Source organism: Bradyrhizobium sp. SPXBL-02 (genome assembly GCF_051853065.1).
Classification (GTDB): domain Bacteria; phylum Pseudomonadota; class Alphaproteobacteria; order Rhizobiales; family Xanthobacteraceae; genus Bradyrhizobium.
In genome coordinates this window covers 2,516,777-2,532,803 of the sequence record NZ_CP182474.1, presented here as the reverse complement: position 1 = coordinate 2,532,803, position 16,027 = coordinate 2,516,777, and the positions used below count along the sequence as shown (strand labels likewise).

15 protein-coding genes and 1 pseudogene are annotated in these 16,027 nt (G+C 65.0%); 3 read left to right on the top strand and 13 right to left on the bottom strand.

Annotated features, from left to right (window positions below; translation table 11 throughout):
* Positions 1–27: 27 nt before the first annotated feature.
* Genes ACNJYD_RS11385 through ACNJYD_RS11360 form a run of 6 tightly spaced genes read right to left on the bottom strand, consistent with a single transcriptional unit; the run spans position 28 to position 4,770 of the window.
* The gene (locus tag ACNJYD_RS11385; RefSeq protein ID WP_439366428.1) at positions 28–882 is read right to left on the bottom strand and encodes a shikimate dehydrogenase; all 855 of its coding nucleotides are present in this window, start codon (positions 880–882) and stop codon (positions 28–30) included.
* Between the two features lie 15 nt (positions 883–897).
* The gene (gene aroE / locus ACNJYD_RS11380; RefSeq protein WP_439366427.1) at positions 898–1,725 is read right to left on the bottom strand and encodes a shikimate dehydrogenase; all 828 of its coding nucleotides are present in this window, start codon (positions 1,723–1,725) and stop codon (positions 898–900) included.
* 3 nt (positions 1,726–1,728) lie between these two features.
* Positions 1,729–2,955 (bottom strand): CaiB/BaiF CoA transferase family protein, encoded by a 1,227-nt coding sequence (locus ACNJYD_RS11375; RefSeq protein WP_439366426.1) that lies wholly within the window; start codon positions 2,953–2,955, stop codon positions 1,729–1,731.
* Positions 2,952–3,422 carry a MaoC family dehydratase gene (locus tag ACNJYD_RS11370; RefSeq protein WP_439366425.1) on the bottom strand — a complete coding sequence of 157 codons (471 nt, stop codon included), beginning with the start codon at positions 3,420–3,422 and terminating at the stop codon, positions 2,952–2,954. The genes ACNJYD_RS11375 and ACNJYD_RS11370 overlap by 4 nt, the downstream gene beginning before the upstream one ends.
* Positions 3,423–3,434: 12 nt before the next feature.
* Complete coding sequence (locus tag ACNJYD_RS11365) at positions 3,435–3,821, bottom strand: VOC family protein (protein WP_439367466.1); 387 nt, start codon at positions 3,819–3,821, stop codon at positions 3,435–3,437.
* Positions 3,822–3,825: 4 nt separating this feature from the next.
* Complete coding sequence (locus ACNJYD_RS11360; RefSeq protein WP_439366424.1) at positions 3,826–4,770, bottom strand: ketopantoate reductase family protein; 945 nt, start codon at positions 4,768–4,770, stop codon at positions 3,826–3,828.
* Positions 4,771–4,872: 102 nt separating this feature from the next.
* Here ACNJYD_RS11360 and ACNJYD_RS11355 point away from each other — a divergent pair, with 102 nt between their 5' ends.
* On the top strand, positions 4,873–5,853 hold the full coding sequence (locus ACNJYD_RS11355; RefSeq protein ID WP_439366423.1) for a LysR family transcriptional regulator: 981 nt from the start codon (positions 4,873–4,875) through the stop codon (positions 5,851–5,853).
* Between the two features lie 178 nt (positions 5,854–6,031).
* Here ACNJYD_RS11355 and ACNJYD_RS11350 read toward each other — a convergent pair whose 3' ends face one another.
* The 5 genes from ACNJYD_RS11350 to ACNJYD_RS11330 are packed head-to-tail and all read right to left on the bottom strand — an operon-like array spanning position 6,032 to position 12,124.
* Complete coding sequence (locus ACNJYD_RS11350) at positions 6,032–7,639, bottom strand: ABC transporter ATP-binding protein (RefSeq protein WP_439366422.1); 1,608 nt, start codon at positions 7,637–7,639, stop codon at positions 6,032–6,034.
* Positions 7,636–8,448: an ABC transporter permease gene (locus ACNJYD_RS11345; protein ID WP_439366421.1), complete on the bottom strand. Its 813-nt coding sequence runs from the start codon at positions 8,446–8,448 to the stop codon at positions 7,636–7,638. Before ACNJYD_RS11345 ends, ACNJYD_RS11350 begins: the two co-directional genes overlap by 4 nt.
* Complete coding sequence (locus ACNJYD_RS11340) at positions 8,445–9,389, bottom strand: ABC transporter permease (protein WP_212255214.1); 945 nt, start codon at positions 9,387–9,389, stop codon at positions 8,445–8,447. The genes ACNJYD_RS11345 and ACNJYD_RS11340 overlap by 4 nt, the downstream gene beginning before the upstream one ends.
* A gap of 9 nt (positions 9,390–9,398) precedes the next feature.
* Positions 9,399–10,964, bottom strand: coding sequence for an ABC transporter substrate-binding protein (locus ACNJYD_RS11335; RefSeq protein ID WP_439366420.1), 1,566 nt, complete (start codon positions 10,962–10,964; stop codon positions 9,399–9,401).
* Positions 10,964–12,124: a C45 family autoproteolytic acyltransferase/hydolase gene (locus ACNJYD_RS11330; RefSeq protein WP_212255212.1), complete on the bottom strand. Its 1,161-nt coding sequence runs from the start codon at positions 12,122–12,124 to the stop codon at positions 10,964–10,966. The genes ACNJYD_RS11335 and ACNJYD_RS11330 overlap by 1 nt, the downstream gene beginning before the upstream one ends.
* Positions 12,125–12,191: 67 nt before the next feature.
* Here ACNJYD_RS11330 and ACNJYD_RS11325 point away from each other — a divergent pair, with 67 nt between their 5' ends.
* Positions 12,192–13,139: a GntR family transcriptional regulator gene (locus tag ACNJYD_RS11325; RefSeq protein WP_439366419.1), complete on the top strand. Its 948-nt coding sequence runs from the start codon at positions 12,192–12,194 to the stop codon at positions 13,137–13,139.
* A gap of 17 nt (positions 13,140–13,156) precedes the next feature.
* Positions 13,157–14,500, top strand: coding sequence for an aspartate aminotransferase family protein (locus ACNJYD_RS11320; protein WP_439366418.1), 1,344 nt, complete (start codon positions 13,157–13,159; stop codon positions 14,498–14,500).
* A gap of 31 nt (positions 14,501–14,531) precedes the next feature.
* Here ACNJYD_RS11320 and ACNJYD_RS11315 read toward each other — a convergent pair.
* Both ACNJYD_RS11315 and ACNJYD_RS11310 read right to left on the bottom strand, forming a co-directional pair.
* Positions 14,532–14,633: pseudogene (locus tag ACNJYD_RS11315) on the bottom strand (amino acid ABC transporter substrate-binding protein); the annotation flags it as partial.
* Positions 14,634–14,658: 25 nt separating this feature from the next.
* Entirely contained in the window at positions 14,659–15,633 is a 975-nt protein-coding gene (locus ACNJYD_RS11310; RefSeq protein ID WP_439367465.1) for a LysR family transcriptional regulator, read from the bottom strand.
* Positions 15,634–16,027: the final 394 nt, after the last annotated feature.

Genomic DNA, 16,027 nt, shown 5'->3' with positions numbered 1-16,027 from the left:
ACGTGCCGCTCGCCCATCGGCCGGGTGTCACCCTCCCAGGGATGCAAAGGTCGCGAAGAAGACGTCCGGATCAGGTGAGATGCCCGTGAACAGGCGGAATGCTTCGGTGCCCTGGAAGATCGCCATGCCACCGCCGTCGACGGTGCGGCAGCCGAAGGCGCGCGCCGCGCGCAGCAATGCGGTTTCCAGCGGGAAATAGACGATCTCAGCGACCCATAGATCGGGACGCAGCAGGGAAGTCGGCAGCGGCGTGCCCGGATATTTGTCCATGCCGATCGGCGTCGCGTTGACAATTCCGTCTGCGGCAGCCACGGCCGCTGCAACATCCTGGCCGGCCCGCAAGCGCCCTTCTGCAAATCGAGGGGACAAGCTGTCGACCAGGCTCTGCGCCTTGGCCACGTCGACGTCGACAATGGTCAATTCCCGCACGCCGAGCTTCATCAGCGCGAAAGCGACCGCTGCGCCCGCACCGCCCGCGCCAAATTGGACGACGCGGCCGAGCGGCGCACCTTGCATGTTGCGGCGAAAGTTCTCCGCGAAGCCGAACCAATCGGTGTTGTGGCCGCTCATTCGACCGTCCCTGATGACCACGGTGTTCACGGCACCAAGAGCCTCGGCGTCCGGCGCAAGCTCGTCCAGGAGCGGGAGAATCGCCTGCTTGCAGGGATGGGTCACGTTCAGCCCGTCAAAGCCCATCCACTTTGCCGCCGTGAGCAATTCCGGCAGCGCTTCTGCACCGAGTTTCAGCTCCGTCAGGTCGATCTTCTTGTAGAGATAGCGGATGCCCGCGGCATCAGCGGCCGCTTCGTGCATCGGCGGGGTGCGGGACGCCGCGATGCCGCTGCCGATCAGGCCGACGAGGAAGCTGGATTTCGGATGCATGCTCGGCATCGCCGGTCAGCTCAGGGGGACGGTCAGTTCGGCGATGACCTGAGCCGTGCTCGGCCTGACGCCGCGCCACCAGGCAAAAGCTTCGGCCGCCTGCTCCACCAGCATGCCGACGCCGTCGGCCAGCCTGGCGACACCTTCGGCGCGGGCCGCTTGCAGAAACGGAGTCAGTCCTTTGCCATAGGCGAGTTCGTACGCCAGCTCCGCACCGCGGAAGACGTTGCCTGGAAGCGGCGGCATTTCACCGCGCAGGCTGGCCGATGTCGCGTTGATCACGACGTCATAGCCTTCGGCAAGGTCGGCCAGTTCGGCATAGCCGCTGACGATCAGGGGACCACAGCCGGCAAACTCTTCGGCCAATGCCACCGCTTTCGACAGCGTTCGGTTGACCAGAACCAGCTCGGACGGCTCCTGGCGCAGGAACGGCAGCAACGCGCCGCGCGCCGCTCCTCCGGCGCCGAGCATCAGGACGCGGCGGCCGGCGAGTGCGAGCCCGAGATTGACAGTGATGTCACGCACGAGGCCGATCCCGTCGAAATTCTCAGCAATGATCCGATCACCGACGAACTTCAGGCAGTTTGCGGCGCCAGCTCGCTCGGCGCTTTCCGAGAGCTCGTTGGCGTATTCGAAGGCATCGAGCTTGAACGGAGCGGTGATGTTCAGCCCCTTGGCGCCCTCTGTCCGGAATTGATCAACCCGTTCGGTGAAGCCGTCGAGCGGTGCCTCGATCGCCTCATAGACAAGGTCCTGTCTGGTCATCTTGGCGAACGTGCCATGGATGAGGGGTGATTTGCTGAAGCCGATCGGATTGCCGATCACCGCATAACGATCGCTCATGGCTCACTCCTGCACCGCGGCTTCGTTGTAGAGGACACCGTCGCGCACCATCGCCTCGACGAGCTCGGCCGACAGACCCAGCGACTCTGCAATGCGACGATTGTCCTGGCCGAGCAGTGGTGCCGGCGTGCGCACCGTGGTGTCGCAATCGGAGAACCGGAACGGCAGGTTCGGCAACGTCACCTTGCCGAGGACAGGATGCTCCTGCTCGACCAGCATGCCGCGCGCGTGGATCTGCGGATCCTTCACGACCTCTTCGATGGTCTGCACGGGAGCCGACGGCACACCAGCTTCGTCGAGGGCCGCGAGGCAGGCATCCCGGGACGGCTGTGACAGCGTCCAATTGCGCACGATGTCCATCGCTTCGGCATAATGGGCGTTCCGCGCGGCAGGCGTGGTGAAGCGTTGGTCGGATGACAAGCTGCTTCCCCCAATCAGAGTCGCCAAGCGTCGCCACGCATCGTCGACTTGCGCCGCGATGACGAGATTGCCGTCCCTGGCCGGAAAGACGCCGTAGACGGTCGAGTCCGGCTGTCCGCTGCCGGTCTGCTTCGGCAGGTCGGCACCGCCGGAGAGGAAATAGCGCTGCACCGCATAGTCGTGCATCGAGACCATGCAGTCGTACAGTGCGAGATCGATATGCTGGCCGCGTCCGGACGACACGCGGCCAACCAGCGCGGCATTGATGGCAGCCACACCGTGAATGCCGGTATACATGTCGGCCAGCGGCATCCGCAGCAGCGGCGGCGCTTCACCGAGGGAGCCCAGTTGTGCCAGGGCGCCCGACATTGCCTCCGCGATCAGGCCGAAGCCCGGACGGTCGGCATAGGGACCGGTGTGGCCATAGGCGGAAACCGAGCAATAGATCAGACCGGGATTCCGCGCCGACAGCGCCTTGTAACCGAGCCCGAGGCGCTCGAGTGCGCCGGGGCGGTAATTCTCGATGAATACATCTGCCGTGTCGATGAGCATCATCATCATGTCGAGACCGCGCTTGTCGCGCAGATCGATGCACAATCCCTGCTTCCCCATGTTCTGCTGCAGGAAATAGCCGGATTGTCCGTCCTTGAAATAGCCGTGGGCGCGGCCCGCATCGCCTGCCTTCGGACGCTCCACCTTGATGACTTCCGCGCCCATCGCGGCGAGGCAGCGGCCCATGAACGGGCCTGCCAGGAAATGGCTGTAGTCGATGACGCGGATGCCTTTGAGAGGCAGATCTTGCGCGGTCATGCCTGCTCTCCTGCGGCCTTGGCCTTAGAGCGCATCGGAATCATCAGCCGATGCTCACCGAGCTGCACCACCTCCCCGCGCTGATTGATCAACTCCGAGGGAAGCACCACAATGCCCCACCCTTCCCGCTTGGTTGTTCGCATTGAACCGACGCGAAACTTGACGTGGACGGTGTCGCCGAGCTTGATCGGCAGCTTGAAATCCCATGTCCAGCCCAGCGACATTCCCGGAAGGAAGCGGTAGTCGGCACGGGTCTTCAAACCGTCGGCCAGCGACAGACCAAACAGCCCGTGCGCGACGCGCGCACCGAATGGTGTGGTTTTGGCGTATTCCTCGTCGACGTGGACCGGCGTGAAATCACCCGTCAGCTCGGCATAGGCATTCACCATCGCCTCGGTGACCGTCACCGAGGGTGTGACGCATTCGTCACCGACCTTGGCATCGTCCCAATAGCGCTCGACGGTCATATCGTGTCTTCCTTAGGCTCGTGGATTGATCGCAAGGGCCGCTTCCACGGCGCCTGCGCTGGCTTGCAAGATCTCGATGTTCAGGCCGCCCGGCAGTTCGAGCCAGTTTGGCCCGGCGGGCAACGCCTTGGCGCCCCACGCGGCAGCACGGGCGAGCACGCCTTCGTAATCGTCGACCATGATGCCGAGGTGGGCGAGGCGCCCCTCCGGTCCGACGAAATTGGGCTCTTCGATGAGCTGCACGCTTCCGAGCACCCAGACCTGACGCGGCCGGGCACCATCGGCGGGTTGCTCGTCTCGGATAGTGAGACCAAGCACCTCACGAAAGAAGTCGACGTGACGATCAACGTCGGGCACGCGGATCGCGACATGTTCGACATAGGCCCGCGGTAGCGACATCGCCTCAGGCCTTTCCTGGATAATCGCTGCGGGCGTATTCAAGCCCCTTGACCAATGCGACGAGGGTGGAATTGACGGGGGTCGGCACGTTGAGCTTGGCGCCCCAGCGCACGACCGAGCCGTGGATGTAGTCGACCTCGGTCAGATTGCCGGACTGCAAGCTCTGCAACATCGACGTCTTGAATTCGGGCGGCAGTCCAGCGGACGCCATCGTCCAGGCACGGCGCGGATCGGCAATCGAGATCTTCACGCCGGCAGCTTGCGCGACCGCGATGCCCTCCGAGATTGCGGCCAGCGCGCAATCTTCCAGGATCGGCAGCGAATAGAGACCGCCATAGGTGAGACCGGTCACGGCGGTGATTCCTCCTCCGGCGACGTTGATGAACAACTTGTCCCACATCGTGCCCATGATGTTGTCGCTGAGCAGCGTGAGAATGCCGGCACGATTGAAGGTCTCGGAAATCCGCTGTGCGCGTTCCGTCAAGCGTCCATCAAGCTCGCCGATGATGGTTTCCTTGCCGACGACCCCGGAGCGAACATGACCGGGGCCGAGCAGCACGCCGCCAACATAGGTCTTGCCTGCGATCACGCGGTCACGACCGACTTCCTCCGAAAGGATGTCCTCGTGGCCAAGACCGTTCTGGAGCGACATCACAACCGTCTGCGGCCCGATGATCGGCGCGGCCGATCGGATCGCATCCCGCGTGTGGTAGGATTTGACGAGGACGACGACGAGGTCCGCCACGATGCCGACCTGGGTCGCCGAGGTACAGGCGGAGACCTTCACGACGGTCTCGGCGTCACCTTCGAGCATCCGCAGACCGCTGGCGTTGATCGCGTCGACATGGGCCTGAAACGGATCGATCAGCCAAACTTCGGCACCACCGCGCGCCAGCGCGCCACCGATGGTCGAGCCCAAGGCTCCCGCTCCGATAAAGCAGATCCTCATCCGAACGCTTCTCCCTCGCCCATTTTGGCGTTGGAAGCGTGCTAGCAAGCCGCTTGATATTTGGATATGCTATGATCCTTATAACCATTATTGCGAAACGCAATGAAGCACCTGGACCTCTCCGAGGCGAACCTTTTGGAGCCGCGCCTGCTCAGGCTGTTTGACGCCCTGTTCACCACCGGCAGCGTCACCAAAGCAGCCGAGAAGCTCGGCCAAAGTCAGCCGACCATTTCGATCTGGCTCGCGCGCCTGCGGAAAGAATTGGACGATCCGCTCTTCATCCGGTCTGCGGAGGGAATGCTGCCGACGCCGCGCGCCGAGGCTCTCATCGGCACGGCCAGACAGGCGCTGGAGATGCTGCGGCGTCTGGCGGAGCTTCGCACCGAGTTTGATCCGGCGACTGCAAAGCGCCGCTTCGTCATCTGCATGACGGATGCGAGCCACATCACGCTGCTTCCCGCCATACTCGCCCACGTTCGCCGTGCTGCGCCCGGCATCCGCATCGAGGCAGCGCAGATCGGCAGCGATACGCCACGAATGCTGCAGTCCGGCGAGGCCGATCTGGCGCTCGGTTACATCTCGGATCTCGACGCCGGACACTTCCAACAAGCACTGTTTCCGCAGGATTGGGTCTGCCTGGCAAACGCAGGACATGCCCGAATCCGCGACCGCATCTCGATGAAGGATTTCAGGCGTGAGGCGCACGTCCTCATTCGCTCCGGCACCGGACATCAATTGCTCGCGGACGCGCTAAAGCAGCAGCAGATGATCCTCGATGTTGCGCTGGAGCTCCCCGGCTTTCTGGGGTTACCCGCAATCGTCGGAACGACCGACCTGATCGCCACCCTGCCAAGGCACATCGGCGAAACGTTGGCCCACTATTACGGACTGCGCGTGCTCGATTGCCCGCTGGCGATCGCCGGCTTTACGGTCAAGCAATATTGGCACGCCCGCTTCCATCACGACCCGGCGAGCCAGTGGTTGCGTGATTTATGCGGGGAGCTGTTTCAACAGCAGGACGTGCGGGGCCTGCATCGTTCCGGTCGGCCACGGAAACGAAGGCCGCGCGAGGTGCAGCCGTAAGCCGCGCCTTCGTGACCGGTCCCATTTCCCCGGATTGCCCGGATCTCGTGAGAGCGATGCTGCAAGCCTCTGCTCTACGATTTCAAATCGTACTGACCCGCCATCTCCTCGCAGGTCAGAAACGAGATACCGGGTAGATCTCGTAGCCAAGACAAGAGCCTGTCCCGCAAGATCCCGTTCAGCCCGAGGCGCGCTCCGCCGTCGCCCCGGCGAAATCCAGGACGGGCGCGGCCGCGAGCAGCGCCTTGGTGTAGTCATGCCGGGGGCGATCGAACACGTCGTCGCGCGAGCCCTGCTCGACGATCTTGCCGCCCTGCATCACCACGACACGGTCGGCGACCTGCTCGACCGCGGCGAGATCATGGCTGATGAACAGGCAGGCAAAACCGTATTGCGCCTGCAGCCGGTCGAACAGCTTGAGCACCTGCGCCTGGATGGTCATGTCGAGCGCCGATACCGGCTCGTCGGCCACGACGAAGGCCGGCTCGCGCACGATGGCGCGCGCAATCGCAATGCGCTGCCGCTGACCGCCGGACAGTTCGTGCGGCCAGCGCGCAGCCAAACCGGCAAGCCCGACCTCCTCCAGCATCGTCTCGACGCGCCTGTCGCGTTCATCCGACGTCAATTTCGGCACGTGGCGCAATGGTTCGGCGACGATCTCGCCGACGCGCATGCGTGGATCGAGCGAGGAATAGGGATCCTGGAACACGAGCTGCGAAGCCAGGCGGAAGTCGCGATCGACGGTCGCGGTCACGTCCCTGCCCCGGAACCTGATCTCACCGCCGGAGGTCGGGATCAGCCGCAGCATGGCGCGGCCGAGCGTGGTCTTGCCCGAACCGCTGCCGCCGACGACGGCGACGGTCTCGCCCATGGCGATGTCGAGATCGACGCCATTGACGGCGGAGACGCCGGTATCGCGACCGAACAGCCGCTGCCGCCCGGCAAAGCCGACCTTGAGCCCGCGCACGCTGACGAGAGGCTCGCCGCCCTGTCGCGCCTTCGTCGTGGCGCCGCGACGCGGCAGGGCCTCGACAAGACGCTTGGTATAAGCTTCGCGCGGCGAGAACAGGATCTGCTGAGTCGTGCCTGTTTCGACCATCTTGCCCTGGCGCAGCACCAGCGCGCGCTGCGCGTAGCGCGACACGAGGCCGAGATTGTGGGTGATCAGCATCACCGAGGTGCCGTGGTCGCGGGCGAGCCCGACCATGAGGTCGAGCACCTCGCGCTGCGTCAGCGTATCCAGCGCCGTGGTCGGTTCGTCCGCAATCAGCAGCTTCGGTTTCAGCAGCATCACCGATGCCAGCATGATGCGCTGGCGCATGCCGCCGGAGAATTCGTGCGGATAGGCGTCGAAGGTCCGTTCGGGATCGCGAATCTGCACGCGCGCCAGCATGTCGAGGCAGCGGCGCTTGATCTCTCGCCGGCTGAGCCGCTCGTGCAGGCCGAGGCCTTCGGCCATCTGCGCGCCGACGCTGATGGCGGGATTGAGCGAGACCATCGGCTCCTGGAACACCATGCCGACAACAGGGCCGCGCAGCGTCCGCATCTGGCGCGCAGAGACATTCGCAAGGTCGATGCCGTCGAGCACGATGCGGCCGCCGGCCGTGCACAGCCCTGGCGGCAACAGGCCGAGCACGGCGCGCGCCGCCGCCGTCTTGCCGCTGCCGGATTCGCCGACGACGGCGAGGAACTCGCCACGCTCGACGGCAAAGGACAAATCCTCGACGATCGCCCCCTTGCTCGCGGAGGCCTCAATGCGCAGATTCTCGACCGACAGCAGCGTCATCCGTGCGCCATCCTGGGGTCGAGGCGATCACGCAGAGAATCGCCAAGCAGGTTGATGCCGAGCAGCGTCAGCGCAATGCAGAGGCCCGGCGCGATCGAGAGCCAGGCCGCGGTCTCCATGAACGGACGGCTCGATGCCAGCATGTTGCCCCAGGTCGGCGCCGGCGGCGGCACGCCGAGACCGAGGAAGCTCAGCGCGCTCTCGGCGAGCAGCACCCAGCCGAACATGCTGGTCGCGAGCACCGCAACCGGCGCGATCGCGTTCGGCATCACGTGGCGGAACATCGAATAGGCTTCAGAATTGCCGATGACGCGCGAGGCCTCGACATATTCTTTCTCGCGGATCGACAGCACGGTGCCGCGCACGACGCGGACCACCGAGGGGATGTAGGCTAGCCCAAGCGCCAGGATCAGGCCGGCCTTGTTGGCGCCGACCACGATCATCACCGCCAGTGCCAGCAATATGCCGGGGAACGCCAGAAGCGCGTCGTTGACCGCCATGATGATGCGATCGACCCAGCCGCGGATGTAACCGGCCGCACAGCCGATCACCATGCCGGCGGTCACCGCAAGCAGCACCGTGATCAGGGCAATCACGACACTCGCGCCGGCCCCGACCATGATGCGGCTGAGCACGTCGCGGCCGAACTCGTCCGTCCCGAACCAATGCAGTGACGACGGCGCCTGCAGGCGCGCGCGCAGATTGATGCGGAGCGGGTCGAACGGCGTCCAGAATGCAGCCGTGAGCGCCGCACCGAGCAGGAGCGCGATCAAGCTACCGCCGATCGCGGTGTTGGCGCGCATCCTCATGCCACCGTCACCCTCGGATCGAACAGCGGATAGCAGAGATCGACCACCAGATTGACCACGACATAGATCACCGCCGTGAACAGGAGGCAGCCCTGCACCACGGGATAGTCGCGGGCGAAGATGGAATCGACCAGGAGCCGGCCGAGACCGGGCAGCGTGAACACTGTCTCGATCACGGCGATGCCGCCCAGCAAATGTCCGAGCACGAGGCCGATCAGGGTCCAGGTCGGCGCAAACGCATTGGGCAGCACGTGGCGGGCAAGGACGCGCCATTCCGGCACGCCCTTTGCGCGTGCGTGGGTGACATATTCGAGCCTGAGCACCTCGATCGAGGCAGCGCGCGCCATGCGCGTGAGCACGCCGATCTCCACCATGGTCAGCGTCGCAATCGGCAGCACGATGAAGGTCACCGCCTGCCAGAAATTCTCCGCGAACGGCACATAGCCGATTACCGGCAGCCATTTCAGCTTGAGGCCGAACAGCAGCAGCAGCAGCAGGCCGAGCCAGAAGCTCGGGATCGACAGCAGCAGCGTGGCGCCGCCGACCACGGAGAGATCGAGCAGGCTGTTCTGCTTCCAGGCGGCGACGAGGCCGGCCGGAACGGCGATGCAGGCGGCCGCCGCGACCGCCACCAGCACGATGACGGCACTGACCTGGAAGCGATCGAGGATCAGCGGCAGTACCGCAAGGTTGTTGGTGATGGAGTGGCCGAAATCGCCGGACGCAAGCCTGGCGACCCAGTGCATGAACTGAACCGGGATCGGCTGGTCGAGCCCCAGCTCGGCGCGGAGCTGCGCCGCCTGCGCGGGATCGGCGGCATCGCCCAGCATCACCTGAACGGGATCGCCGGGAATGAGCCGGACCAGCGCGAAGACCGCGACGGCGACCAGCAGCAGCGTCGGGATCGTCATGGCCAGCCGTCTTGCGAGGTAACTCAACATCCCGACGCCCTATTCGACCGTGACGCCCCAGAAGCGCGGCTGCGGATAGAGCCAGCCGGCATAGTCCTTGATGCCCTTGCGCAGCGCCGTCAGCTCGGCGCCGTTGAACAGCACGATCATCGGCACATCGGCGATGAAGCGCCTGTGCATCTCGTCGAACAGCGCCTGCCGCTTCGCCGCGTCGTCGATCATCATCGACTGGCGCAGCATCTCCTGGCCCTCCGGATTGTCCCAGACCTTGCGCGGCTGCGCGGCCTTCGGCCCGGTCAGCATCTCGAAGCTCAAGGACGGATCGAGCCGCGCCGAATAGACGAAAGCCATCGACTGGTAGTCGCCGCGATTGTAGCGGTCGAGCTGCGCCGCCCAGTCCATCACCTCGAGCTCGATATTGATCCCGACCGTCTGCGCCATCGCCTGCACCAGCACAGAGGAATCGAACACGAAGCTGTAGCGCTTGTTGGTGATCATCTTGATCGGCTGGCCGCGGTAGCCCGCTTCCGCCAGCAGCTTCTTGGCTTCCGCGATATTCTGCGTGTAGCCGTGCGACTGCGCCTCGCTGTAGAACGGGCTGCCGAGCGGCAAAGCGGAATTGTTCGCCCGCGCGGTGCCCATCATCACGGCGTCGACGATCTGGGCGGTATCGATGGAAAGCGCGATGGCGCGGCGGATCCGCACGTCCTTCAGCAGCGGGTCCTTGGTCTGGAACAGGATGCCGGTGAGGCCGAGCGCGGGCGTGATGCTGAGCTGCACGTCGGAGCGCGATTTAAGCTCCTCCAGATCGGGAATCGACAGGCTCATGATGACGTCGAGCGAGCCGCTGAGCAGCCCAGCCTTCGCCGCAGAGCTGTCCGGGATCACGTTGAAGCGCACGCGGTCGACCTTGACGTCCTTGGCGCCAGTGTAGCCGGTGCGCGGCTCGCTGCGCGAGACATATCCGTCGAATTTAACGACATCGACATATTGTCCGCGCTTCCATTCGCCGAGCTTGAACGGGCCGGTGCCGACAGGGGCGATCCACTTGCCGTCCGCCCCGACGGAATCGCGGTGGATGATGGCGGTCTGGCCGCAATCGGGCCGCGCCAGCGTCGGGAGGAACAGTGCCGTCGGCTGATCCAGCGTGATGGCGACGGTGAGCGGATCGGGCGCCTCGATCTTCTCGATGCGCGCAATGCCTGTCGCGCTGAACTCGGAGAGGCAGCGCCATTGCGTCGCCGGGTCGAGCCAGCGCTTCAGCGACCAGACCACGTCGTCCGCCGTCACGGAGGCGCCGTTGTGGAACTTGACGCCCTTGCGCAGGCGGAACGTGTAGGTCCTGCCTTCGTTCGAAACGGTCCAGCTGTCGGCCAGCATCGGGCCGATCGCCGTGTCGTCACGGAAAGCGACAAGGCCCTCCACCACATGCGCGATCACGCCGTCGGTGTTGGCATCGCGATTGGTGCCGGGATCGGTGGAGCGGATGTCGGCGTTGAGCCGCGTCCGCAGCAATGTTTCGGCGCCGGCCCTTGCCGGCATGGCCAGCAAGACCAGCGCGGCCAGACCGACCGCCCATGCCGGCGATGGCTGACGCCGCCGCATCACGCAGCCCCCGCGGCGGCAGACCGCTCGAACGCGGCCCGCCCGATCTCGTCGATCTCGAGCCGGTACTCGGTGAACTCGCGGTTGAGCGCCGGCAGCGGCGCCGCCTGCATCAATCCGCTCGCCGGCTCCATCAGGATCATCGCCACGGTGGCGCTGAGATTGTTGCTGAGATTGCGGCGCGGCGGGCGGCAGACCGACCAGGGATAGGCGAACTCGTCGAACAGGGCGTTCTTGACGGTGTCGAAGGTGATGCTGCCGATGTGCGGCTGGAGCAGATCGCGGACGCGAATGTCGCGGTACAGGCTGTCAGGCGTATTGAAGATGCCGGTGTCCTTCAGCTTGCTGAGCGCGACTGGGCTGAGGAAGTTGTTGGCGTGGACCAAAAGGCCATTCTGCGGATGCACCTGGAAGGTCTCGTCGGGCGCGCACTCGAAATCGATCGCCACGCCCTCGCGATGGCTGACGATCATGTTGTTGGCCGCCGACTTCTTCGTGCAATAGACCGCACGCATCGCCAGCGCGAGATGCTCGTTCTCCAGCACCTTGCGGCGGATCAGCGCCAAGGGCACGCCGGCCTGGCGATAGTCGCGGTCGCTTTCCAGATAGTTCGCGGTGATCGCGATGCCGACGGAATTGAAGCCGCAGCGGCCAAGCGCGCCGGCTTCAGTGAAGGTCATGAGGTCAGGCCCGTCGTCGCGCCGCACCTTCAGCACCACCGCCGTCTCCGCGCATTCGCGCTTCCAGTCCCAGTTCTGGGCGTGGATCAGGCGGCCGCTGGCGGCCGCCTGCGGCATCACAACGACACCGGTGCAGCCATCGGGATCTTCCGGCGTCTTCAGGCGCGCGCGGATCGCAGGGTTTGCAAGCTTGATGATTTCGGTACGGGCGTTGAGCAGGACAACGTCCTCGAACGGAACGTCGGCGCCCTCGGCGATGCCGCGCATCTCCTCGATATAGCTCGGATCAAAACCCTGGATGACCGGCAGATATTCGCGCACCAGCTCGGCAATTCCCTTGGAGTCGAGCGAGAGCTCCTTCAGCTGCGCGAAGTAATGCGTCGTCCCCTTCTTGATGCGGGCCGCCGCCTTCTGCCCGTACTGACGGCCACGCTCGCGCGGAGGACCGGAGATTTCGATCAGCGGAAAGGGTTCGACCATGGGACGCCAAATTCCTTCTTGAAGTTCCTTTTGCTTTCTCATGAAGGCTAATGTATTTTGTGATGACATGAAACAAAAATCTTTGACCGCGAAATCCGCCGTGGAAAAGGCGGCGCCGAGCCGGCTCCAGCGCGAACTATCGGCCGGGATCATGGACCTGATCCGGAGCGAAGGGCTCGCGCCCGGCACGCGCCTAGCCGAAGTCGCGCTTGCCGAGCGCCTGCAGGTCTCGCGCACGCCTGTGCGCGCCGCGCTGAAGCTGCTCGCGCGGCGCAAGCTCGTGCATGCAGGCGCCAGCCGCGGCTATTTCGTCGCCGAGGCCGCCCCCGCCGCGCACAAGACCCCGCCAAAGCCCAGCCCCGACGATACCGACCGGCTGTTCCTCGCCATCGCGCGCGATCGCTGCGCCGGCCGGCTGCCGGAGGACGTTTCCGAGCGCGACCTCATGCAGCGCTATGACGCGACACGGCCGATCGTGCAGCGCGTACTCAGCAAGCTTGCGGAGGTGGCCGCAGTCCAGCGCAAGCCGGGCCATGGCTGGCGCTTCCAGCCGACGCTCGCCGATACGCAGGCGCGCGACGAGAGCTATCGCTATCGCCTCCTGATCGAGCCGGCCGGCCTGCTCGAGCCGGGCTTCAAGCTCGATCCGGCCTGGGCCGCCGAGATGCGCCGCCGTCATCAGGAGATGCTGGCGATGCCATGGAGCGACACCGCCAGCATCGCGCTCTACGAGATGAACGCGGCCTTCCACGAAGGCCTCGCCGCCGCATCGGGCAACCGCTATCTGCTGGTCGCGGTTCAACAGCAGAACCGGCTACGCCGCTTCGGCAACTACGACTGGACCTTCGGCCACGAGCGCGTGATCGTGAACTGCCGCGAGCATCTCGCCATCCTCGACCAGCTCGAAGCCGGCCAGAACGAGGCCGCAGCTGCGCTCCTGCGCCGGCATCTCGAAGGCGCAGCAAAGCTCAAGCGCAGCCCGGCCAATTCCAACACGCCATCCAAAGCCTCCTGACCTTTGCAAGAGTTGCCATGAACATGAATGCCTTCTCCTCCAACAGCCCCCTCACCTGCGAGGCCATGGAGCCGTTCTGGCTGCCGATGACGCCGAACCGCCAGTTCAAGTCGAAGCCGCGCATCTTCGTCGGCGCCGAGGGCATGCACTACATCACCGACGACAACAGGCGCATTCTCGACGGCATGGCGGGGCTGTGGTGCGTGAACGCAGGACATGCGCAAAGGCGCATCGTCGAAGCGATCCAGGCGCAAGCCGCGAAGCTCGACTTCGTCTCCTCGTTCCAGATGAGCCATCCGGCCGCCTTCGAGCTCGCACGCCGCATCGCCGAGATCGCGCCCGCCGGACTCGACCACGTCTTCTTCACCAATTCCGGCTCGGAATCGGTCGACACCGCGCTGAAGATCGCGCGCGGCTATCACCGCGCCCGCGGTGAAGCCAGCCGCATCCGCTTCATCTCGCGCGCAAAAGCCTATCACGGCATGGGTTGGGGCGGCCTGTCGGTCAGCGGCATCGTCCGCCACCGCAGGGATTTCGGCCCGCTGCTGCCCGAGGTCGATCACCTCCCGCACACGCATAATCCCGAGCACGCGGCGTTCTCGCGCGGGCAGCCGCAATGGGGCGCGCATCTCGCTGACGAGCTGTCAAAGCTGCTGCAGGTGCACGATCCCTCGACCGTCGCCGCCGTCATCGTCGAGCCCGTGACCGGCTCCGGCGGCGTGCTGCCGCCACCGGTCGGCTATCTCGAGCGGCTGCGCCAGATCTGCGATCAGCACGGCATTCTCCTGATCTTCGACGAGGTGATCACGGGCTTCGGCCGCCTGGGCGCAGCGTTTGGCGCCAACGCCTTCGGCGTGACGCCCGACCTCATCACCTGCGCCAAGGGCATGACCAATGCCGCCGTGCCGATGGGGGGCGTCGTCGTCAGCGGCAAGGTCTATGACGCGCTGATGCAGGGGCCGGACAACGCGATCGAGCTGTTCCACGGCTACACCTATTCGGCCCATCCGCTGGCCTGCGCGGCCGGTCTTGCCGCGCTCGACGTGTATCAGGATCTCGGCCTGTTCGAGCGGGCGCGCCGCCTCGCGCCGGTGTGGGAGAACCATGCGCACGGCTTGCGCAACCTTCCCCATGTGGTCGATATCCGCAACATTGGGCTGCTCGCCGCAATCGACCTGAAACCGCGCGAGGGTGCGCCGGGCGCGCGCGGCAGCGAATGCGCCAATCGCTGCTATGAGGACGGCATCCTGATCCGCGGCAGCGGCGATACGCTGCTGATCTCGCCGCCTCTGATCATCACCGAGGAACAGATCGCCGATATCTTTGCTGCCATTGGCCGCGCATTGAACAGCATCAGCTGACGGCCGCCGTCCTGCATGAGGACGCGCTACCCATGGCGTAGCCGATCGGCTTCTGGTTGTCGTCGAGATAGGAGAAGGGGATCGAGGAGTCGCGGAAGCCGAGCGTGATTGCGCCGGTCTCCTTGACGTTCTTCTTTTGGTTATTGACTAACGATACTTCAGCGACTCGATCTCGAAGGCCTGACAGGCGATTTGATCCGTCCTTTCGCAACCTGCTCCGCTCGCCCGCCTGCGGCATGGGCCGCATTATTCCTGCACAATTCGGACCAAAAGAGATTTAGCGAGCGCTGGCTATTCGTCCGGTCCTTGAAAGCGACTAATGATAGCGGCAACGCCCATTTGTTGCCCCCGATGGCCGCCAGTCCCTTGCGGCCATGCGCCGCGGCGGTGCCTTCCGTAAGCCAGGCGACGCCGCGGCCGGCCAGCGCCATCTCGCACAGCACATCGGACATGTCGCTTTCGATCACCCGCTGGCCGGCGATCGGGGCATTCTCCAGGATGAGATCGACCAGGCGCGCGAAATAGACACCGGGCGAATACATCAGCAGCGGCACCGGATGCGACGCCTTGCCCGGCAGCGATATGCCTCCCTTGCCGGCCAGCGCCTCGCTGACATAGGGCCGCAAATATTCGGTGCCGAGGCTCACGCGCTCGTAGCGGTCCGGATCGAGATGGATCGGCTGCTGGGCGTGGTGATAGCAGATCATCAGGTCCGCGTTGCCCGACACCAACGAGGTGACGAGATCGTGGATGTTGCCGACCACGACCGAACAGCTCATGCGCCGCTCGGCGGACCAGGCCTGCCACCACTGCGGCAGCTGCGCCGTCGCCATGGCGAACGGCAGTGCGATCCTGATGTGCTCATGCGAGCGCAGCGGCTTGCCGCCAAGCTCGTCGCGGCTATCGAGCATTTGCCGCAGCAATTCGCCGGCATGCTCGCGAAAGCGCTCGCCTTGCGGCGTCAATTGCGTCGGATAGACGCTGCGATCGATCAGATCGAAGCCGAGCCAGGCCTCCAGCGACTTGATGCGGCGGCTGAACGCCGCCTGCGACGTGTTCCGCCGCTCGGCCGCACGGGTGAAGTTGCCGGTCTCGGCCACCATCAGAAAATCCTGCAGCCAGCGCAGTTCCATCACGCGACCTGTCTTGATGCGGGACGCTGCGGCAGATCCCCCGCGATACCCTGCTCCCGACGGCGCGGGACGGCGCGCGTCGACCGGCATTGCTTGCTGCCACGGTATTGGTTGCCCCATGGCGCGCAACCTAGCGAAGCGGCATATGGCCTGACCAATGCAAGCCTTGCATCAGGGTCTTCCGACGCCGATCCCCGCCCAATTCGCTTCAAATCCCGGCCTTTCATGCGCCGATCCGCATTCGCCCGATAACGCCCGACTGCTCCCAGCGTGCTACGGCGGGGCCAATCATGCAAGTTTTGCATGATGCAGACATGGCATCGCCGGCGGCGATCAGGCCGCCCTAGATTGGCGGCCGCAACGCCACTCCTCGTCCCGGTCAGCTCTCTTGCCG